This window comes from Streptococcus pseudopneumoniae (assembly GCF_001073085.1).
Classification (GTDB): Bacteria; Bacillota; Bacilli; order Lactobacillales; family Streptococcaceae; genus Streptococcus; species Streptococcus pseudopneumoniae_M.
The window spans coordinates 11,589-32,944 of record NZ_JVFV01000033.1; the positions used below are offsets into that span (position 1 = coordinate 11,589).

21 protein-coding genes and 1 tRNA gene are annotated in these 21,356 nt (G+C 40.0%); 4 read left to right on the forward strand and 18 right to left on the reverse strand.

The features are described from left to right. From ADH90_RS07085 to ADH90_RS07155, 15 genes are all read right to left on the reverse strand, one after another. Window positions 1–993, reverse strand: coding sequence for an ABC transporter ATP-binding protein (locus ADH90_RS07085; RefSeq protein ID WP_049530609.1), 993 nt, complete (start codon window positions 991–993; stop codon window positions 1–3). Between the two features lie 381 nt (window positions 994–1,374). Further along, complete coding sequence (locus ADH90_RS07090) at window positions 1,375–1,782, reverse strand: hypothetical protein (RefSeq protein ID WP_049530610.1); 408 nt, start codon at window positions 1,780–1,782, stop codon at window positions 1,375–1,377. A 53-nt stretch (window positions 1,783–1,835) separates the two neighbouring features. Next, window positions 1,836–2,234 carry a hypothetical protein gene (locus tag ADH90_RS07095; protein ID WP_049530611.1) on the reverse strand — a complete coding sequence of 133 codons (399 nt, stop codon included), beginning with the start codon at window positions 2,232–2,234 and terminating at the stop codon, window positions 1,836–1,838. Between the two features lie 37 nt (window positions 2,235–2,271). Next, on the reverse strand, window positions 2,272–2,517 hold the full coding sequence (locus ADH90_RS07100; protein WP_239681999.1) for a hypothetical protein: 246 nt from the start codon (window positions 2,515–2,517) through the stop codon (window positions 2,272–2,274). A 321-nt stretch (window positions 2,518–2,838) separates the two neighbouring features. Continuing rightward, the gene (locus tag ADH90_RS07105) at window positions 2,839–3,231 is read right to left on the reverse strand and encodes an inorganic diphosphatase (protein ID WP_342666707.1); all 393 of its coding nucleotides are present in this window, start codon (window positions 3,229–3,231) and stop codon (window positions 2,839–2,841) included. Between the two features lie 61 nt (window positions 3,232–3,292). Further along, complete coding sequence (locus ADH90_RS07110; protein ID WP_003004573.1) at window positions 3,293–4,174, reverse strand: class II fructose-bisphosphate aldolase; 882 nt, start codon at window positions 4,172–4,174, stop codon at window positions 3,293–3,295. A gap of 144 nt (window positions 4,175–4,318) precedes the next feature. Further along, window positions 4,319–5,641: a sensor histidine kinase VncS gene (vncS, locus tag ADH90_RS07115; RefSeq protein ID WP_049530613.1), complete on the reverse strand. Its 1,323-nt coding sequence runs from the start codon at window positions 5,639–5,641 to the stop codon at window positions 4,319–4,321. After that, window positions 5,638–6,294 (reverse strand): response regulator transcription factor VncR, encoded by a 657-nt coding sequence (gene vncR, locus ADH90_RS07120; RefSeq protein ID WP_006151546.1) that lies wholly within the window; start codon window positions 6,292–6,294, stop codon window positions 5,638–5,640. The genes vncS and vncR overlap by 4 nt, the downstream gene beginning before the upstream one ends. Before the next feature lie 70 nt (window positions 6,295–6,364). Further along, complete coding sequence (vex3, locus tag ADH90_RS07125) at window positions 6,365–7,744, reverse strand: ABC transporter permease subunit Vex3 (RefSeq protein ID WP_049530615.1); 1,380 nt, start codon at window positions 7,742–7,744, stop codon at window positions 6,365–6,367. A gap of 47 nt (window positions 7,745–7,791) precedes the next feature. Further along, the gene (gene vex2, locus ADH90_RS07130) at window positions 7,792–8,439 is read right to left on the reverse strand and encodes an ABC transporter ATP-binding subunit Vex2 (protein WP_049530616.1); all 648 of its coding nucleotides are present in this window, start codon (window positions 8,437–8,439) and stop codon (window positions 7,792–7,794) included. A gap of 13 nt (window positions 8,440–8,452) precedes the next feature. After that, window positions 8,453–9,730, reverse strand: coding sequence for an ABC transporter permease (locus ADH90_RS07135; RefSeq protein WP_049530617.1), 1,278 nt, complete (start codon window positions 9,728–9,730; stop codon window positions 8,453–8,455). Window positions 9,731–9,863: 133 nt separating this feature from the next. Then, window positions 9,864–9,949: transfer RNA gene (locus ADH90_RS07140), tRNA-Leu, on the reverse strand. A gap of 81 nt (window positions 9,950–10,030) precedes the next feature. Beyond that, window positions 10,031–10,606 (reverse strand): cysteine hydrolase family protein, encoded by a 576-nt coding sequence (locus tag ADH90_RS07145; RefSeq protein WP_049530618.1) that lies wholly within the window; start codon window positions 10,604–10,606, stop codon window positions 10,031–10,033. Then, complete coding sequence (codY, locus tag ADH90_RS07150) at window positions 10,606–11,394, reverse strand: GTP-sensing pleiotropic transcriptional regulator CodY (protein WP_000940719.1); 789 nt, start codon at window positions 11,392–11,394, stop codon at window positions 10,606–10,608. Before codY ends, ADH90_RS07145 begins: the two co-directional genes overlap by 1 nt. A gap of 271 nt (window positions 11,395–11,665) precedes the next feature. Next, complete coding sequence (locus ADH90_RS07155) at window positions 11,666–13,243, reverse strand: DEAD/DEAH box helicase (RefSeq protein ID WP_049530619.1); 1,578 nt, start codon at window positions 13,241–13,243, stop codon at window positions 11,666–11,668. 339 nt (window positions 13,244–13,582) lie between these two features. Here ADH90_RS07155 and ADH90_RS07160 point away from each other — a divergent pair, with 339 nt between their 5' ends. From ADH90_RS07160 to ADH90_RS07175, 4 genes are all read left to right on the forward strand, one after another. Continuing rightward, entirely contained in the window at window positions 13,583–14,899 is a 1,317-nt protein-coding gene (locus tag ADH90_RS07160) for an FAD-containing oxidoreductase (RefSeq protein WP_049530621.1), read from the forward strand. A gap of 98 nt (window positions 14,900–14,997) precedes the next feature. Then, window positions 14,998–16,341: a lipid II isoglutaminyl synthase subunit MurT gene (gene murT / locus ADH90_RS07165; protein ID WP_049530622.1), complete on the forward strand. Its 1,344-nt coding sequence runs from the start codon at window positions 14,998–15,000 to the stop codon at window positions 16,339–16,341. Then, on the forward strand, window positions 16,341–17,123 hold the full coding sequence (gatD, locus tag ADH90_RS07170) for a lipid II isoglutaminyl synthase subunit GatD (protein WP_049530624.1): 783 nt from the start codon (window positions 16,341–16,343) through the stop codon (window positions 17,121–17,123). Before murT ends, gatD begins: the two co-directional genes overlap by 1 nt. A 115-nt stretch (window positions 17,124–17,238) precedes the next feature. After that, complete coding sequence (locus ADH90_RS07175; protein WP_049530625.1) at window positions 17,239–18,321, forward strand: M24 family metallopeptidase; 1,083 nt, start codon at window positions 17,239–17,241, stop codon at window positions 18,319–18,321. 46 nt (window positions 18,322–18,367) lie between these two features. On the opposite strand, the gene ADH90_RS07180 is transcribed toward ADH90_RS07175, so the two are convergent. The 3 genes from ADH90_RS07180 to ADH90_RS07190 form a co-directional block, all read right to left on the reverse strand. Continuing rightward, the gene (locus ADH90_RS07180) at window positions 18,368–18,910 is read right to left on the reverse strand and encodes a GNAT family N-acetyltransferase (protein WP_049530627.1); all 543 of its coding nucleotides are present in this window, start codon (window positions 18,908–18,910) and stop codon (window positions 18,368–18,370) included. Between the two features lie 145 nt (window positions 18,911–19,055). Then, complete coding sequence (nadE, locus tag ADH90_RS07185) at window positions 19,056–19,880, reverse strand: ammonia-dependent NAD(+) synthetase (RefSeq protein ID WP_049530629.1); 825 nt, start codon at window positions 19,878–19,880, stop codon at window positions 19,056–19,058. Next, on the reverse strand, window positions 19,877–21,337 hold the full coding sequence (locus ADH90_RS07190; RefSeq protein ID WP_049530630.1) for a nicotinate phosphoribosyltransferase: 1,461 nt from the start codon (window positions 21,335–21,337) through the stop codon (window positions 19,877–19,879). The genes nadE and ADH90_RS07190 overlap by 4 nt, the downstream gene beginning before the upstream one ends. Window positions 21,338–21,356: the final 19 nt, after the last annotated feature.

Consider the following 21,356-nt stretch of genomic DNA (forward strand, 5'->3'; position numbering starts at 1 on the left):
TTAGAGCTCCTTTCGATAGAAGCGACGGATAATATCTTCAATATCTGTATCCACCATCTTCAAATCACGGACTTCAAAATCAGATAAGGTTTGCTTGATAATATCGGCTGATTGGTAGCGGGAACTATCAAATTCAATAGTCAGGTTATTTCCTTGTCTATCAATGGATATATCAGGTAAGCCTTCATAATGAGAGACGAGATGACTTTGACCTGGCGTCAGATCGAAGGAGAGAGTCTTCATCTTGCCAAAGGTTTCCTTGAGCTGACTCACCGTCCCATCAAAAATCTCCTGCCCCTTATCAATCATAAAAATCCGATCACAGAGTTGCTCAATGTCGCTCAAGTCGTGAGTGGTCAAGAGAATAGTAGTTTCTTCCTCTTGATTGATTTGGGTAATTGCTCGACGAATGTTATCCTTGACCGAAACGTCCAAGCCAATGGTCGGCTCATCTAAAAAGAGAACCTTGGGATTGTGAAGCAAGGAAGCCGCAATATCCGCCCGCATCCGTTGACCCAGTGAAAGAGTCCGCACAGGATCCTTGATAAAATCCTTCAAATCCAAAACTTCATTCAAAAATTCCATGCGCTTATGGAAGAGCGAGTCTGGCACATCGTAAATTTCTTTTAAGACCGTATAAGTCTCTTGTAGGGCCAGATCCCACCATAGCTGGGTGCGTTGTCCAAAGACTACTCCAATATCCTTGACATAATCTTGGCGATTGTCCTGTGGAATCTTGCCGTTAATCCGACAAAAACCAGATGTCGGTTTTAAAATCCCTGTCAGCATTTTGATGGTGGTTGACTTCCCAGCACCATTTGCCCCGATAAATCCTAAAATCTGCCCTTTTGGAACTTCAAAAGTTAAATCCTTGACCGCTTCAAAAGTCTGCTTTTCAGGATGAATAAAGGAGCGCAAAGCTCCCTTCAAGCCCGGCTCCTTAACTGTCTTCACAAAATTTTTCTGAAGATGTTGCACTTCTATCATTGTCATATCTATCTCCCTATCGTAAGAAACAACATTGTATTTTTGACTACAAATATTCTAAATCCTTACTTTCTAAACCTTCTCAATATTATTACAGAAGGATTTATACCAACCTATTATAATTCAATAAAAAAAGGAATGCAAGCGTTTGCTTATAGATTATGAAATTAGAGATTTCTCTCTTAAAATAATACTTTTGAATCAGAAATTCTGGTTTAATAGTTTACTTAAGATACACAAAAACCTGCCTTCTTTTTCAACATAAGGAAAGAAAGCCCGAATAACACCCTATTATAGTGCAAATATCTAAGGAAAACAAGTGCTAATTTATATCGAAAATTTTTATCCCTAAGAAAAGATAAAAAGGTGATGCTGCATCACCTCCCTCTACCAAGTTAAGGCTTCAATCATGCTTCTTACTTGTGAATCAAGAGTCTTATCCTTCTTCAGTTCTCCAACCAAAGTCTGAATCTGCCGGACTAGATTTGGATCATTGTCATTATAGCATCGATGAAGCATCCAGATGTTATGCACAGTTGGACTTTTTAGAACTGACTCCATCAATAATTCCTCATAGCCTTGATGATAAAATCGCTCCAAAAAGTGAACCAACTCACCTGGAGCCCCAAAATCTACTTCTGGATGCTTGGAAATAAAGTCTAAGACGGGGTCAACCAAATCAAAGGGTTGAGGGTAAGCCTCCATGGCATCTACAATCTCGTCTGCCAACTCAAATTCTTGGTCTTCAGTAATTGCATCATGCAAAGCAACTAACATATCATCTTTAGTAAGCATCTGATTCTCCTTTTCAACTTTTCCATATCATTATTCGTTTTCGAACTTCTTCTTCACTCATCAAACCTTGTTCGTAAGTAGTTTTCCAACTCCTTTTGAGATAAATCACTAGGAAGTTCAAACACATACTCATATCCTTCATCACAAAAGGAAGCTTTCTCTTCAGGTGGAAACCATTTCCGAAGCCAGATGATATAGGAGGCATAATCTTGTAACCTGTTCGTTGAATCAAAGTAATCAATCACAAAAACATTTTTCTTGCTACTCAGTGAACTTTCCAAAGTAAGCTGAGGACTTTGATAATCCCAAGAAAGCGAGTAAGCTTTTTCAGGATTAGTCCTTTCTCTGATCAAAATACCTGGGAATTTTTCTCTCAAAGAAGTACAAAAGGCTTGTAAATCTAGGAATATGGGGTTTTTACTCTCAATAAAGACAAAATCAGCAGTACTCATCAGTCTCTCTCCTTCTTTTTAAAACTCAAAAAAGACCTTAACCATCAATGGCAAAATTCTCCAGGCTCTCAAATGCCTGCCCCTGATAGTCAAAAGAAAAGATATGAATATCATCAAAAGTTTGATTGCAGAAAGTAACGGTTTGTCTTTCTGGCTCGATGATGGGTTTACCCAACTTTTCAGTAGCTTCTTCATCTGTGAAATACCCATAAAATTCTTGTAAATGAGGCAGTATAAAAGCAAGAATACGAGATCTATTTTTATGGTAATTAGCTGCAAGCAACTAAGCTTCCACCTCATAATTTCCACTTGGTTTTTCTTCCCAAGCTACAAGAACATCATCTACTTCATGAACGTAGGCTTGCAAGGACTGATCGAATATCATGGCTATTTTTCCTTTCACAAGTACTGTAATCTTCTCACACCTAAACATCGAAAAACCTATAATCGCTAGCACTCCAATGTCAACAAGCTTTCCAAATGAACCTAGTGTAGCTAAAACTGCAATTAAAGAGTCATCAATATATGCTCCGGAGGTTTCATGAATTCCAAACAACTTTGCAAATCAGTTAGAATTTCTGCCGTAAGAAAAGATTTTTCATCCTTATTTATAACCTCCCTTACTTAAATCATTATTCTCCTCCACCATTTCAATCCAAGAATCAAAATACTGCTCCATAAAATAGGTCTGCTCTGCAATCAAACCTTTATTAACCTTCTCATCCAAGGGTGCTAAAACCCACTTGTCTTCTATATCATCACGACGTCGAATGATAGCAACCAACTTTCCAGTAAAGACTTCCAGAGGCTGTTGCTGATCATGGGAAACAATATAAACATCTTGCTCTTCGCCATCTCCCCCCATCAGTTCAGGTATGTAGCCATAGTTAATCGGATAGACATTCCCAAAAGAATCTTCAAACCCCACCGGCCGATCAATGACAACACTAAATATTCTCTCTTTGAAGTTCATCTTTTCATTGCCTCCGTATGACATTTCCTAGATTCATTATACAAGAAAAATCCCGCCGTAGCGAGATTTTCTATCTATAGCCTAATTAAGCTTTACCTTCTGAACCGAATACGTCGATACGTTCTTCAACAGCTGCTGTAATTGCTTCGAAACCTGGTTTCAAGAATTTACGTGGGTCGAAGAGTTTCTTCTTGTCGTATTCTGCTTCGTTTGCATCGTATTCACGTACGAATTGACGAGTAGCATTTGCAAATGCGATTTGGCATTCAGTGTTAACGTTAACTTTCGCAACACCAAGTTTGATCGCTGCTTGGATTTGATCATCAGGGATACCTGATCCACCGTGCAATACGATTGGGAATCCTGGAACAGCTTCAGTCAATTTTTGCAAGTGGTCAAGGTGAAGACCTTTCCAGTTTGCTGGGTAAGGACCGTGGATGTTACCGATACCTGCAGCCAAGAAGTCGATTCCTGTAGCAACCATTGCTTTAGCATCTTCGATTGGTGCCAATTCACCGTCACCGATGATACCGTCTTCTTCACCACCGATAGTACCAACTTCAGCTTCTACTGAGATACCTTTAGCATGTGCTTTTTCAACGACATCTTTAGCCAATTTAAGGTTTTCTTCAACTGGAAGGTGTGAACCGTCAAACATGATTGAAGTGTAACCAGCTTCGATACATTCAAGAGCATCGTCGTAGTGACCATGGTCAAGGTGAATAGCAACTGGTACAGTAATACCCATTGATTCTACAAGGTTTTCAATAAGGGCTTTACATACTTTGTAACCACCCATGTATTTAGCAGCACCCATAGAAGTTTGGATAAGTACTGGAGCTTTCTTAGCTTCTGCTGCACGCAAGATAGCTTGAGTCCACTCAAGGTTGTTTGTGTTAAATCCACCAACTGCATAACCGTTGTCACGAGCTGCTTGGACAAATTTTTCTGCTGAAACGATTGCCATTTTATCAGGCCTCCTGTATATTTTTATGGGACATCCCATTTACATTGTTCATTTTATCACTTTTTCACAAAAAAAGCTAGTTTTTCCCGTGGTTTCGATTGAATTTCTTCTATTTTCAGATATGTAAACCTTTTCCCACTTGCTCTACTCCTTGTTCTTAGGCAAGTTCATATAAAATACCAAGTGATCATCATGTCTTTCAAAGCGATAGTTAATTTCTTCGTTTTCCAATAAACTTTTGACGACGAAGAGTCCCAAACCAGCTCCCTTGCTTTGTCGACTAGAGGACGTGAAGGATTGTTCAAACTTACCTTGCTCCTCAGGTGTACAGGCGTTCTCTATAAACATCCAACTATCTTTTGCCCCAATTTTTAGATAACCACCTTGAACAGAGTGTTTCACAGCATTACTGATAAGATTGGAAAGAATCAGCTTGAGTACCGAAGGATTTAGATATGTTTGTTGGTCAGTCAGTTGATTCACGACTAAGATTTCTCTCTCTTTGGCTAATAAATCATAATCCTTTAAGAGAAAATCTGTCATTTCAAGAAGGTTGATTACTTCCTTCTTATCTCGCAACTCCTGCACTGAAGAAAGGGATAAGATTTGCTGAACGTGATGACTCAAATCATCAACAATACCCAAAGAAACTCCCAGATAATAGTCACGATCTTTATAGCGTCCAATATTGGCTTTCATATTCTCCAGAAGAATCTTTAGGCTAGCTAGAGGTGTTTTCAGTTCGTGGGAAGCACCTCGCAAAAACTCAACCTTCATCTTTTCCAGCTGGAGAATGGCCTCGTTTTTCTCATGCAAATCTGCAATCACAGTCAAGAGATGCTGATAAAGGCTATTGATTTGTTCTTTGAGATCGCCAATTTCATCCTTAGAATCCACGCGCAAACGCACTTCCACATCCAAATCCATCATCCGTCGAGTCACTCGTTTTATTTCCAAAATAGGAGCAACAATGGTTCTAGCATAGATAAAGGCGATGAGAAGCGAAATGATGAATGACGCTAATAAAGTATAAGGCAAAAATTGCAGACTGATGTCTTCTGCTTCTTTCTGCAAATCCATTGAAGCCAAAAACTGCAAGGTCATCGTCTGACCATCCTTAGTTTGAACTTCTCTTTCCTCAATAACTAAAGAAGCAGTTTGACGTTGTCTATCCAGAGGAAGATTGTCATTGACCTCCAACTTATCCTGAGTCATCTCTCCCTTAACAGCTCCCTTTATATCACTGCTTTGAGAATAAAGTTCAAGGACTTCCTGAATAGCTTGACTGTCCTTACCTTGGAGGGACTGGGCAATTTCTGTAGCCTTTTGCCCTATGCTCTCCTGACGATGACTGAGATAGATCGGAGGAAAGAGAAAATAGATGGCCAAATGCAAACAAATGACCAAGGTAGAAAATACCGAGAAGGTATAGATAAAAATTTTTTTAAATAAACCTGAACGTCTCATTTTCTCTCCAATTTATAACCAACATTACGCACGGTAAGAATACAGTCTAAATCCAATTTTTTCCGTAGTTCCTTGATATAGACATCGATCACTCTGTCAAAAGGAACCTCATCTGTCATCTTCCATACAGCATCGATAATCTGCGACCGTGTTAAGGCTCGACCCTCATTTTTTACCAGATAATCTAAAATTTCCAGTTCTTTCGCATTCACTGCCACTTCTTGACCAGCCACTTTGGCGCTATAGCTGTCAAAGTCTACCTCGGTGTCCCTATAGGTAAAAATACGACCGGTATCATAATAACGTTTAAAGATGGCATCCACTCGTACTTTTAACAAAGATAGAGAAAAAGGCTTTTCCAAATAACCATCTGCTAATGCAGCAAAGGCACTCATCTTATATTCTTCGTCCTGAAAGGCTGTCAACATCAAGACCGGAACTTGGCTGCTTTTACGGATTTCTGACAAAACCTCTAAACCATTGAGTTTTGGCATTTGAATATCTAGGAGAACCAGGGCAACTTGGTGATTGGAAAATTGTTCTAAGGCCTCAAGGCCATCTGCTGCCTGAATGGTTTCATAGCCACAATCCGTCAAATAGTCACTAATCCCCTCACGGATCATGTCTTCATCTTCTACAATTAGAATTTTCATATAAATCCTTTTCTATCAAAAATGCTACCTATATTATATCTCATTTGAATGAGAATAGGTAGCAGGTTTTTTATTCACTATCCAACAAGAGTTCTTTCGGTTGTTTAAAGAGGAGATTGCTTGAAGCAAGTGCCATAACTAGTACCACTAGAACTAATCCAAGTACAAAAATGATAGCAAAGTCAGAAGCTTGAATGGAAATATCCAAACTTGAAAGAGTCTTGCTAAAGCCATCAACTTCTGCACCACTACCAAGATTAGAGGCTTGGGCTGCCTTACTAGCTTGCTTAGCCACATCTGATGTGACATTTGCAAGAACTGTATTTCCAATGGCACGAGCAGTATAGTTAGCTAAGAAGTAAGCTGAAATTAGTGCTGGAATTGCAATCATAACTGCTTCTGTGATAAATTGTCCTAGAATACTTGCTTGTTTTAGACCAATTGAAAGGAGAATTCCAACCTCTTTACGACGGGCGTTAATCCATAGTGTCAGTAAGAGAGCAAGCAGGAGAACTGAGAAGCTCAAGCTTCCCCAGAAGAGGAGATTAGCCATCTTGTACATGCCTGAGATAGATTGTTCGAGGGCAGGATAGTTAGATGAACTCTTAATCAAGCTATACATCTTCCAGTTGATGCCGTTGATAGACCCTAGTTCTTGCATAACAGTATCTAGGTTCTTATCTCCAGCTACAAAGAAGGTAGCATCTCCATAAATAGCTGTATCTTCTGTATAACCATAGAGTTGGGCAGCTGTGTGAATATCTGTGATAGCTGTATTCTCATAGAGTTCTTGTGAGTAGGTTACAGCAGATTTGTTGTGTCCATCAAAAAGTCCTTTGATCGTTACTTCTACTGTTTCCTTGGCTCCTTTTTCATTATCTGCATCGTAGATATTGGAGTCAAGTTTGACCTTGTCCCCTACCTTCCAGCCATGTTTAGCAGCCAAGTCTTTGTGCATGAGAATCTGGTATTTGTCATCGTTTGTTAAATGCTCACCTTCGACTAGTTTGTAAGAGCCTGACACAAACTTGTCTTCTTTAGAAGAGTCATTTACACCTGTTATCATCAAGCTACTTCCAAAACGTTGTGCTCGATCAGCCGTTAGATTTTTCTTGGTTTCAGGCGTTTCAATTAGTTCAAATCCTGTCAAATCACCGATAGCATTAATCCGTTTAATGTAGGATTCAATGGCCTTATTCTCAGTAATTTTTTTAATATCTTCACCCTTGATATTCCCCGCACCACGTGGAGTTCCTTGGTTGACCCTGCGGTTGATTTGCATGGAGAAACTATTGGTGATATTTTTAAAGGTTTCTTGAGAAGCCTTGGCTGTCGCACCCTTGATAGACAAGCCGACCAAACTCAAACTAGCCATCAAGAGAATGATAAGAAAGATCACAATAGACTTGAAAAATTTTCTTGTGACATAGGCAAATGCGTTGTGTAACATAAGATTCCTTTCTAGATTTACTTCCGTTTTTAATATGTTTAAAAGTTTTAGTTACTATTTTTTCTTGTTTCAGTCAGTTTCTTGTCCTTCAATTCAAGTGTAATATCTGACGCCTGTGCTACTTCCTTGCTGTGGGTCACAACGATCACACACTTGCCTGTTTTCTCAGCAAGAGATTTGAGCAAATCGATGATATCTCCAGCAGTCTTAGGATCTAGGTTTCCTGTTGGTTCATCTGCTAAAATTACTGGTGCTTCAGATACAAGGCTACGAGCAATGGCAACCCGTTGTTGCTGTCCACCTGATAATTGGAGAACATTTCGCTTGATCTGACTTTCATCTAAACCAAGTTCAAGAAGGGCATCCTTGCTAGCCTTTTTATTAACCAAGCGGATATTTTCCAATGGAGAAAGATAATCAATCAAGTTATAGTTTTGGAAAACTAGCGAGATATGGTGCATGCGATGATAAGAATAACCTTGTTCACGAATGTCTTTTCCCTCAAACTTAATAGCACCTTCTACTGGGCTATCAAGTCCTGCTAAGAGAGACAAGAGCGTCGATTTCCCTGCTCCAGATTCTCCAATGATGCTATAGAACTTGCCAGGTTCAAAATCATAATTGATTTTATATAAGACTGCTTCTGCAGTGTTTTTATAACGATAAGTAAGATCTTGTAATTGTAGTAAAGTCATGATTTCTCCTTTATTAACTAATGGATGATAAAATTTCCTTAGGTGATTTTCTAAATAAAAATAGGAAACAAAGTGCAACTGACAAGCAGCTAATTATAAGTAGGAAAATATAAGATTCTCCAAATGATAGAAGACTTGTTGAAAGATTCGTTGCTTTTGCCAGAGTATCTTGTAGTACGGCTTGATCGCCACTTGCTAGTACAGTCTTCAAGAGATAGGAAGTGATGGCATTCCCAGCCACAAATGCAGGCAGAATAGCTGCCAATGAAACTATGATGACTTCCAAGCAGAATTGGCTAAAGATTGCTCCTTTTCCCTTCCCTAGTGCCAATAAAATACCAACCTCGTAGACTCGCTCTCGTAACCAAAGTGACAAGACCAAGACCAGCGCTCCTACACCAGCAATCATCATGCCATAGAGGAAAATTTTGAGGAAAGTTTGGAAGGTCGAAACTGAATCCTTGATTTGTTCAAAGGCCTTATTTTCCTTTTCGACTTGGAAACCTTGGTTTTCCAGAGATAACTTTTCAACCTCTTGAATGATACTATCCATATCTTTTGGATTTTCTAGATAGAAACGAGCGGCAGTAACTTGAGCTTCCTTATTTCCAAGAAGAGTTTGGCTACTTTCGTAGTCTGTATAGACCGTGTTTTCACTAAAATCTGACGAAAGACCAGTGAATTTCCCTTGCTTCTGACCTGAGAAAATACCTACGATTTCATAGTCTAGCCTTTGTCCAGTATTTCCTTCTACTTGACCAGGATTTAAGCTTATCTGATCTCCTAGCTTTAGATTGTTTTTCTTTGCTAAAGCTTCGTGGACTAAGATTTTTTTACGATCCCCTTTTTCGATATGTCTCCCTTCTTTAAGGGTAAAGGCGGAACTTGTGAAAGAAACATCCTTGGAAGAGTCTTCTAAGGCAATCAAACTGATAAGATTTTTTTCAGCCTCTGTCAAATCATCCCTTTGGATACTTTGTTCTCCAGTAACCACTTCTTTGTCAGTCAACTTAGCTATTGTTTCAAGCTCTGGAGAAATCTCCTCAAGCCCCTTTATGTTTTTAAGGTCATCTAGTTGAGACAATTGAAAAGTCTGATCCGGCTCAATTCTTTTAATAGAAAAAGATGTATTCAGTGAGCGATAGAGATTATTTTCTACTGTTTTGTTGGACTTCATAAGCGTCAGACAAGCCGATATTCCAGCCAATAAGACAAATAGAATCAAGAATAATATGAGACTTCTCAGTCGTTTTCTGCTGACGTAAGCCCAAGCTCTTTGAGTGGGATTCATATAGCACCTCCATATTTGTAAAACCATTATAATATTCAAATATGAAATGTTTATGAAATCACAAAAAAAGAGCAAAATCTTTGCCCTTATTTATATAAAAATAAAGAGCTAGCCGAAGCTAACTCTTTTCCTATGCGGAGAGAGGGACTTGAACCCTCACGACCTAAAGCGGTCACAGGATCCTTAGTCCTGCGCGTCTGCCAATTCCGCCATCCCCGCGTCGATTACTTTACTAGTATATCAACTTTCAAAAACTTTGTCAACACTTTTTTCAGATTTTTTTCAGTTTTTTTGAATACATTATTCTTTGATTTCAATTAGGTTTTCATCAAGGAGTTTCGCTCCCAATGTATTCTTAAAATGTCCAAGTGCAAACTGATGGTTTTCAGGCCAAATGGATGCGACTGCTGGCTTGACAACTTCTATCTGATACCCAAGATTATAGGCATCGATAGCCGTATGCAATACACAGATATCTGTAAGAACACCTGTTAAGATGACTGTAGCCACGCGACGCTCTCTCAGACGGATATCCAAATCTGTGCCAGAAAAAGCTGAATAGTGACGTTTGTCCATCCAGAAAACACGACTATCCTGGGCCTGTTCCTGATAAAATTCAGCTAACTTACCATATAGATTACGCCCGCTAGTCCCAATCAGATTATGAGGGGGAAATAGTTTACTTTCTGGATGAAAGACATCATTTTCCTCATGAGCATCAATGGTAAAGAAAATATACTCTCCACGATCAAATGCTAATCTAGTTACCTGATTGATTGCTTCTGATATTGCTTGAGCAGGAGCTCCTGCTGTCAATTTTCCATAATCCGCTACAAAATCTTCTGTATAGTCAATCGAAATTAAAGCCTTAGCCATTAATAGTCCCTCTTTTTCACTTCTTCAAAGATATCTGGGATCAAGACCTTAAGATAAGTTCCCTTCATCCCCAGTGAACGACTTTCAATAATTCCTGCTGATTCGAGTTTTCGAAGGGCATTGACAATCACAGAACGCGTAATACCAATACGGTCTGCAATGACTGACGCAGTTAATTGTCCTTCATTGCCTTTCAATTCACCCAAAATAGCTGATACTGCTCGTAACTCAGAGTAAGAAAGGGTGTTGACTGCCATCGTTACGGCTGTACGACGACGGATATTTTTCTCGTCTTCTTCACGTTGGAAGTTCAAAAGCTGAATACCAACCACCGTACTAGCAATCTCAACAAGAATCAAATCTTCATCTTCGAATTTCTTATCATTACGCCAGATAATCAAAGATCCCAAACGAATCCCAGAAACATGGATTGGAGCAATGGTTGTCAAACCTTCTGCGAAATCTGCACGACTCTCAACTGGAAAGATGCTTAATTCGTGATCTACAGTCAGATTTGCTTCTGTATCGTAAATCATATTTGCACCTTGAATATAGTCCTCAGGAAAAATTTTTGATTGGAAAAATTGCTCTACACGATCATTATTAGTCTTGTAGCGCATAAAATATCCTAAAAGACGTCCCTTACTATTTAGGATACAAGCGTTGCAATCAATAATATCCGCTAATTGGCGTGTGATGGCATTATATGGAAGATCATCTTGTAATTTCTCCTCTGCACGCTTCAGGATAGACGTAATTTTTCTCGTTTTTTCTAATAAATGTGCCATTTTTCACCTCGTATTTAATCGCTTCCATTATATCATAAAATGACCATTATTTCAATAATTATCTGAAAATTGTTTATTGAATTGCAATTCATGACTGTTCGAAAATTTTTACTAGTTTTTTTAATTTTCTTATTGACAGGTCCCTAAATTTTTGATAATATAATATTACAAGATAACAAGTATATAAATCTATTTTCTCGTATGAAACTTTTCTTGACTCTCGGTCTCCTTATATATAAAAGCGATCCACCTCAGTGAACCGCTTTTTTTATTATTTATCACCCTTGTTACGGATTACAAAACCAGTTTTCTTCTCGCTTGAAGTATTGCGTGGTTTTTTATTATCCTTACGGTAACGTTTTTCCTTCTCAAAGCGGTCGTTTTTGCGACTGCCTTTTTTGAAGTCATCTCGACGTTCACCACGTCGATTGTCGCGACGGCGATCTCGATCGTGACGGTCATCTCCACGACGACCTCCCTTACCTTTGCCACCAAAGCCACCACCAGATGGTTTAAATGGTAAAGGTTTTTCACGTGCAATCTCAACCTCAGGAAGACTATCTGGGTCTTGAACAGTTAAGCTGAGGATATACATAGCCAATTCTTCTGGGCTGAATTCTGAGGCTAATTGACGAGCATCCTTGCCAAACTTCTCAAAGTTGCCACGGATTGTCTCATCTGCAAAATCACGTTCAATTTTCTTAAGAGCTACTTGCTTCTTAGCTTGGAAGGCTTCTTCTGCACTTGCAGGTTTGAGACCTTTCATACGTTTCTTTGTCAAGTTCTCGATGATTTGGAGGTAACCCATTTCATTAGGTGAAACGAAGGTAATAGACTGACCTGATTTACCAGCACGACCTGTACGGCCGATACGGTGAACATAGCTCTCAGGATCTTGAGGAATATCGTAGTTGTAGACATGGGTCACACCTGAAATATCCAAACCACGTGCTGCAACGTCTGTTGCAACTAAGACATCAAGGTTACCATTTTTAAAATCACGAAGGACACGAAGACGTTTGTTTTGATCCAAATCTCCATGAATACCTTCTGCACGGAAACCACGGATTTTAAGCCCACGAGTTAACTCGTCTACACGACGTTTGGTACGACCAAAAACGATTGACAACTCAGGTTGATCAACATCCATAAGACGAGTCATGGTGTCGAATTTTTCTTGTTCCTTAACACGGATATAGTACTGGTCTACCAGTTCTGTTGTTAATTCTTTAGCAGCAATCTTCACATGCTCAGGTTCTTTCATGAACTGAACACCAATACGTTTAATAGCATCTGGCATAGTCGCTGAAAAGAGCAAGGTTTGACGATTTTCTGGAACACGAGAGATAATTGCTTCGATGTCTTCAAGGAATCCCATGTTCAGCATCTCATCTGCTTCATCTAAAATCAAGGTTTCAATATCATGTAATTTCAAAGCCTTGCGTTTAATCAAGTCTAGGAGACGACCAGGCGTTCCAACTACGATATGAGCTCCTGATTTAAGAGCCTTGATTTGTTTTTCAATACTTGAACCACCATAAACAGAACGAACTTTTACACCTTTGCTTCGACCAAAGTGGAAAAGCTCTTCTTGGCTTTGAACTGCAAGTTCACGAGTTGGGGCAATCACCAAAGCTTGGATAGTTGCTTCTTCTGTACGAATTTTTTCAAGAGTTGGCAAGCCAAAGGCTGCAGTTTTCCCTGTACCGGTTTGAGCTTGTCCGATAACATCTTTCCCTTCAAGAGCCAAAGGAATGGTTTGCTCTTGGATAGGACTTGCTTCTACAAATCCTGCTTTTTCAATTTCTGCCAATAAATCAGCAGAAAGGTTAAATTCATTAAATTTCACGTTATTCTTCTTTCTAAAGATGGTGCGAAGCCATCCTATAGCGCTTAGTTTATACTTTTCTTGTCATGACGTACTTTCATATCTTTTATGAAAGACCGTGTTGCTTCTTTTCCACAAAAGAAAAGTACTGCTTTCTTTGCAACCTATCTAGTATAACATAAGAGAGGGGCAAAAGATAGTCTAACCTCCCGATTAAATCATGTAAACGATTTTCTTTCGATTTGCTTCACTCAAAAAGTATTTGTTAGAGCATTCGGTTCCTGAAACTATTTTCCGTAGCAGATTTGTGCAAAAGTCTTTTTCTTGTGCTAGAATGAAAATCGAACAGGAGGAATAAAAATGTTAACATACGATTTAATTGTCATTGGATTTGGTAAGGCTGGTAAGACGCTTGCTGGAAAACTAGCTTCAGCTGGTAAAAAAGTTGCCCTTATCGAACGTAGTAAGGCGATGTACGGCGGTACTTGTATCAATATCGGTTGTATCCCAACTAAAACTTTGCTAGTTGCTGCAGAAAAAGACCTGTCATTTGACGAGGTCATGGCAACAAAAAATACGGTTACTACACGCCTCAATGGTAAAAACTATGCTACTGTAGCTGGTACAGGCGTAGATATCTTTGATGCTGAAGCTCACTTTGTATCCAATAAAGTCATCGAAATTCAAGCTGGTGATGAAAAACAAGAACTAACTGCTGAAACAATTGTCATCAACACTGGTGCTGTTTCAAACGTTTTGCCTATTCCAGGACTGTCTACTAGTAAGAATGTCTTTGATTCAACTGGTATCCAAAACTTGGAACAATTACCAGAAAAACTTGGTATTCTCGGTGGTGGTAATATCGGTCTTGAATTTGCAGGTCTTTACAATAAACTTGGCAGCAAGGTAACAGTCTTAGATGCTTTGGACACTTTCTTACCACGCGCTGAACCTTCCATCGCTGCTCTTGCTAAACAATACATGGAAGAAGACGGTATTGAATTGCTTCAAAATATCCGTACTACTGAAATCAAAAATGATGGCGACCAAGTCCTTGTCGTAACTGAAAACGAAACCTACCGTTTCGATGTCCTTCTTTACGCAACTGGACGTAAACCAAACGTAGAGCCACTTCAACTGGAAAATACAGATATTCAACTAACTGAACGTGGGGCTATTAAAGTAGACAAACATTGTCAAACAAATGTTCCTGGTGTCTTTGCAGTTGGAGATGTCAATGGTGGACTTCAATTTACTTACATTTCACTTGATGACTTCCGTGTTGTCTACAGCTACCTTGCTGGTGATGGCAGCTACACACTTGAAGACCGCCTCAATGTGCCAAACACTATGTTTATCACACCTGCCCTTTCACAAGTTGGTTTGACTGAAAGCCAAGCAGCTGATTTGAAACTTCCATATGCTGTTAAGGAAATTCCTGTCGCTGCTATGCCTCGTGGTCACGTAAACGGAGACCTTCGTGGAGCCTTCAAAGCTGTTGTCAATACTGAAACTAAAGAAATTCTCGGTGCAACTATCTTCTCTGAAGGATCACAAGAAATCATCAACATTATTACTGTTGCTATGGACAACAAAATCCCATACACTTACTTCACAAAACAAATCTTCACTCACCCAACCTTGGCTGAAAACTTGAATGACTTGTTTGCGATTTAAGTTGAAATTTCATCACATCGAACAGCCCACCTTGGGCTGTTTTTCTTTTTCTAAAATCTCAAATCTGTCTTTTTCAGCATTTATGATATAATAGAAACATGAAATTAAAAACTACTTTGGGCCTTCTTGCTGGGCGTTCTTCTCATTTTATTTTGAGTCGTCTTGGACGTGGAAGTACTCTCCCTGGAAAACTTGCCCTTCAACTTGATAAAGATATTTTACAACATTTAGCGAAGAACTACGAGATTGTTGTGGTTACTGGTACCAATGGAAAAACCTTGACAACCGCTCTCACTGTCGGTATCCTAAAGGAAATTTATGGTCAAGTTTTAACTAATCCTAGTGGTGCCAACATGATAACAGGAATCACGACTACTTTCTTGACTGCAAAATCTTCAAAAACTGGAAAAAATATAGCAGTTCTTGAAATCGACGAAGCTAGTCTCTCACATATCTGTGACTATATCCAGCCTAGTCTTTTCGTTATCACTAATATCTTCCGCGATCAGATGGACCGATACGGTGAGATCTATACGACCTACAACATGATTTTGGACGCTATTCGAAAAGTTCCTACTGCTACTGTTCTGCTGAATGGTGACAGTCCTCTTTTCTACAAACCTACAATTCCAAATCCTGTTCAGTATTTTGGTTTTGATTTGGAAAAAGGTCCAGCAAAGCTTGCTCACTACAATACTGAAGGTATCCTCTGCCCTGAATGTCAAAGTATTTTGAAATATGAGCTAAATACATATGCCAACTTGGGAGCTTATATCTGTGAAAATTGTGGATGTAAACGACCTGACTTGGACTACCGTCTGACAGAATTGGTTGAGTTGACTAACAATCGTTCTCGTTTTGTTATTGACGGTCAGGAATATGGTATTCAAATCGGTGGTCTCTACAACATCTACAATGCTCTGGCTGCAGTTGCTATCGCCCGTTACCTAGGCGCTGATCCTCAACTGATTAAACAAGGATTTGACAAGAGTCGTGCTGTCTTTGGACGACAAGAAACCTTCCATATCGGTGACAAGGAATGCACACTGGTTCTTATTAAAAATCCTGTTGGTGCTACCCAGGCCATCGAAATGATCAAACTAGCTCCTTACCCATTTAGTCTATCTGTTCTTCTCAATGCTAACTATGCGGACGGGATTGATACCAGCTGGATTTGGGATGCTGACTTTGAGCAAATTACTGATATGGACATTCCTGAAATCAATGCGGGTGGAGTTCGTCATTCTGAAATTGCTCGTCGTCTACGTGTTACTGGCTATCCAGCTGACAAGATCACTGAAACAAGTAGCCTGGAACAAGTTCTTAAAACAATTGAAGCTCAAGACTGCAAGCATGCCTATATCCTTGCGACTTATACGGCTATGCTAGAATTCCGAGAATTGCTAGCCAATCGTCAGCTTGTTAGAAAGGAGATGAACTAATGGTTTATACTTCACTTTCCTCAAAAGACGGCAATTATCCTTACCAACTAAATATCGCCCACCTCTATGGGAATCTCATGAACACCTACGGGGATAATGGAAACATCCTCATGCTCAAGTACGTCGCTGAAAAGCTGGGTGCACATGTAACAGTTGATATCGTTTCTCTCCACGATGAGTTCGATGAACATCACTACGATATTGCCTTTTTCGGCGGTGGCCAAGACTTTGAACAAAGTATCATTGCTGGTGATTTGCCTGCTAAAAAAGAAAGTATCGACAACTTTATCCAAAATGATGGTGTCGTCCTTGCTATCTGTGGTGGCTTCCAGCTATTAGGCCAATACTATATTGAAGCTTCCGGAAGACGCATAGAAGGTCTAGGTGTCATGGGACATTACACACTCAACCAAACCAATAACCGATTCATTGGTGACATTAAAATTCATAACGAAGAATTCGATGAAACCTACTATGGTTTTGAAAACCACCAAGGCCGCACCTTCCTCTCAGATGACCAAAAACCATTGGGGCAGGTTGTCTATGGAAATGGCAACAACGAAGAAAAGGTCGGTGAAGGTGTTCACTATAAAAACGTCTTTGGTTCTTATTTCCACGGGCCTATCTTATCTCGTAACGCCAACCTAGCCTACCGCTTGGTCACTACTGCTCTTAAGAAAAAATATGGTCAGGACATCGACCTTCCAGCTTATGAGGATATCCTTAGCCAAGAAGTTGCTGAAGAATATAGCGATGTGAAAAGCAAGGCAGAATTTAACTAAACTTCCATTTCCAACATGCTATTAGCTGTTGGAATTTTTTTAGGCTCTTTTCCCCTTCTCCCTTGCATTTTCCACTAATTTTTGCAAAAATAGAGGGGTAGAAAGAAGGTAACATATGTCTAAATTACAACAAATTGTAACATATCTCGAATCTGAAAAGTTAGACGTCGCAGTCGTATCTGACCCCGTCACTATCAATTACCTCACTGGCTTTTACAGTGATCCACACGAACGCCAGATGTTCCTCTTTGTCCTTGCAGACCAGGAACCACTTCTCTTTGTTCCAGCCCTTGAGGTTGAGCGTGCAACTAGCACTGTCTCTTTCCCAGTAGTTGGCTACGTGGACTCTGAAAACCCTTGGAAGAAAATCCAAAATGCTCTTCCACAGCTTGATTTCAAACGTGTAGCAGTTGAGTTTGACAATCTCATCTTGACTAAATATCACGGTTTGAAAACAGTCTTTGAAACTGCTGAGTTTGAAAATCTCACTCCTCGCATCCAACGCATGCGCCTCATCAAATCAGCTGATGAAGTCCAAAAAATGATGGTTGCAGGTCTCTATGCTGATAAAGCTGTAAAAGTTGGTTTTGACAATATCTCTCTTGATAAAACAGAGACAGATATCATCGCCCAAATCGACTTCGCCTTAAAACGTGAAGGCTATGAAATGAGTTTTGATACCATGGTTTTGACTGGTGACAATGCTGCAAATCCACACGGTATCCCTGGAGCTAACAAGGTCGAAAAAGACGCCCTTCTCCTCTTTGACCTCGGTGTCATGGTTAATGGCTACGCCTCAGATATGACTCGTACGGTCGCTGTCGGTAAACCAGATCAATTCAAAAAAGATATCTACAACTTGACCCTTGAAGCCCAACAAGCTGCCCTTGACTTTATCAAGCCAGGTGTGACTGCACATGAAGTTGACCGCGCTGCCCGTGAAGTCATCGAAAAAGCTGGTTACGGTGAGTACTTCAACCACCGTCTCGGTCACGGTATCGGTATGGATGTCCACGAATTCCCTTCTATCATGGAAGGAAACGACATGGTCATCGAAGAAGGCATGTGTTTCTCTGTTGAACCTGGTATCTATATTCCTGGTAAAGTCGGTGTCCGTATCGAAGACTGCGGTGTTGTTACCAAAGATGGTTTCGATCTGTTTACAAGCACCAGCAAAGACTTGCTTTATTTTGATTAAAAAGTAAATTATAAAAAATAAGATGGAAAAGTTATTCTTTTCCATCTTATTTTTTGGTTTGATAATAAATTTTATCAGCTATATAACCTTTTCGTTCAACTGCATTAGGAATCGTCTTCCAAAAAGTCATACCCGCCTTTTCCATCACACGACCAGAGGCAAGATTTAAACTTGCATAGCAAGCATCAACCTCTTCAAATCCAATTTCATCTAGACAGTATGATAAAACTGCCTTCAAGGCTTCTGTCATGAGTCCTCGTCCCCAGTAGTCCATCCCTAAGATATATCCCATCTCACAGCTAGACTTTTCTTCATCCACACTGACCAGACTAATATCTCCAATGACATAGTCTGGATTATCTTTGAGACAAATGGCCCATTTGTAATAGTTAGGATTGTCGTAGGATGCTACCCAATTGCCAATAGAATTTCTAGTCTGTTCGACATTCAGGTGTGGATTCCAAGTCACATAAGTCAGATTTTCTGAGCGTGAAGCCCAATTATCAAACATGGCTTCAGCATCACCTTCCACAAATCTCCTCAAGATCAATCGTTCAGTTTCTATAGGTTGTGTACCTAGTGGTTTCATAATCGTAACTCGCTTTCTATTTGAATGCCCAAGCTAAAAAGGTCCACTGGACCTTCTTCGCTTTCTTATTTCTAGGTGAGAGGGTCCCGGACCTTCCTCGTTCTCCTGTTTCTAGACTCGGGATAAAAACCTCCCCCGGAGGTTTTTACTCCCAAAACGTATCAAATACTGTGATTGGTAGGTGGCGTTTGTGTTGGCCTTTGTACCACCATTTTTCAATGGTTGCTTGGGCTTCTGGGCTTACTTGCTTACCTTCGAGGTAATCATCGATTTCATTGTAAGTGACTCCCAAGGCTACTTCATCTGCAATACCTGGTTTTTCTTCTTCCAAATCTGCTGTTGGAACTTTTTCATAAAGTGCTGGATCAGCTCCAAGTTCCTTCAAGAGTTGTTTCCCTTGGCGTTTATTGAGGCGATAGAGAGGAAGAATATCTGCACCACCGTCACCAAACTTGGTAAAGAAACCTGTGATATTTTCCGCAGCATGGTCAGTACCAATAACTGCTCCACTATGAGCTCCAGCGAGTGCATATTGGGCAATCATCCGGCTTCTAGCCTTGATATTCCCCTTGTTGAAATCTGAAACAGGACTACCTGTTGCTTCAACTGCTGCTGTCATAGCATCTGCAGAGTCCTTGATATTAACGACCAAACTCACATCTGGTTGGATAAAAGCTAGGGCTTTTTGGGCATCTGCTTCATCAGCTTGCACTCCATAAGGCAGGCGAACTGCTATAAATTTATAAGAATCATCACCGGTTTCAGCTCGCATTTCTTCTATAGCTAGTTGGGCAAGGCGACCAGCTAAAGTCGAGTCTTGACCACCAGAAATTCCTAATACATAACTTTTAAGGAAGGGATGTTTTCTTAGGTATTTCTTTAGAAAGTCAATGGAACGACGGATTTCTTCTTGAGGGTCGATGACAGGTTTAACCCCTAATTGCTGGATAATGGTCTCTTGCAAACTCATTCTTCTTCTCCTTCACCTAGAGCTGCCTTACGCATCTTGTCAATCAAGTCCATCTTATCTTGCCAAATATCATGCGCTAAGTCTACTGGATAATGTTGTGGGTTAAGAACACGTTTGTATTCATCCCAAAGCTTATCAAATTCCTTGCGAGCATAAGCTTGAATTTCAGGTAGACTCGGTAAATCATAGATTAGTTTTCCATCCTTGAAAATATCCACCAAGAGAGGAACTGCATCAAAATTGCGGACAGTTTTCTTGATGTAAGTATAGGTCGGGTGGAACATCTTGAGTTCAGTCATACTTGACACATCAACGCCGTCATAGGTAATATAATCCCCTTCAGATTTTCCTTTTTCACGACTGGTAATGCGCCAAACTTGTTTCTTACCTGGAGTTGAAACTTTTTCAGCATTGCTAGAGAGTTTGATAGTATTACGCATCTGACCATTTTCATCTTCAATGGCAACAACCTTATAAACTGCTCCTAGAGCTGGTTGGTCATAGGCTGTAATGAGCTTAGTCCCGACACCCCAAACATCAATCTTAGCTTTTTGCATCTTGAGGTTAAGGATGGTATTTTCATCAAGGTCATTGGATGCATAAATCTTAGCATCAGTAAATCCTGCCTCGTCCAGTTGTTGACGAACTTTTTTAGAAATATAGGCGATATCTCCAGAGTCAATACGAACACCAAGGAAATTAATCTTGTCACCAAGTTCACGCGCAACCTGAATTGCTGCTGGAACACCGATGCGAAGAGTATCGTAGGTATCAACTAGGAAGACACAGTTTTTGTGAGTTGAGGCATAAGCCTTGAAAGCCTGATAGTCATTCCCATAGACTTGAACCAAGGCATGGGCGTGAGTCCCTAAAACCGGAATCCCAAAGAGCTTACCTGCACGCACATTACTAGTTCCATTGGCACCACCAATGACAGCGGCACGAGTTCCCCAGATAGCTGCATCCATCTCTTGCGCACGACGTGTACCGAACTCCATCAAAGGTTCATCTTCAATGACTGAACGAATACGAGCAGCCTTGGTCGCAATCAAGGTTTGAAAGTTGACGATATTTAAAAGTGCTGTTTCAACCAACTGACACTGAGCCAAAGGTCCCTCCACTTGAACGATCGGTTCATTAGCAAATACTAAGTCCCCTTCTTGAGCAGAACGTACCGTCAACTCTAACTTGAGATTACGGAGATATTCCAGGAAGGCACCATGATAACCAAGTGACTCCAAATAAGCTATATCGCTATCAGAAAAGCGCAGGTTTTCTAGGTAGTTCACAATTCGTTCCAAACCTACAAATACAGCATAACCATTTTTAAACGGTTGTTGGCGGAAATAAACTTCAAAAACCGCTTTCTTGTTATGAATTCCTTGGTCGAAGTAAACCTGCATCATGTTAATCTGATACAAATCTGTGTGCAATGTTAAACTGTCATCTGGGTACATATACTGTCCTTCTTCCTTA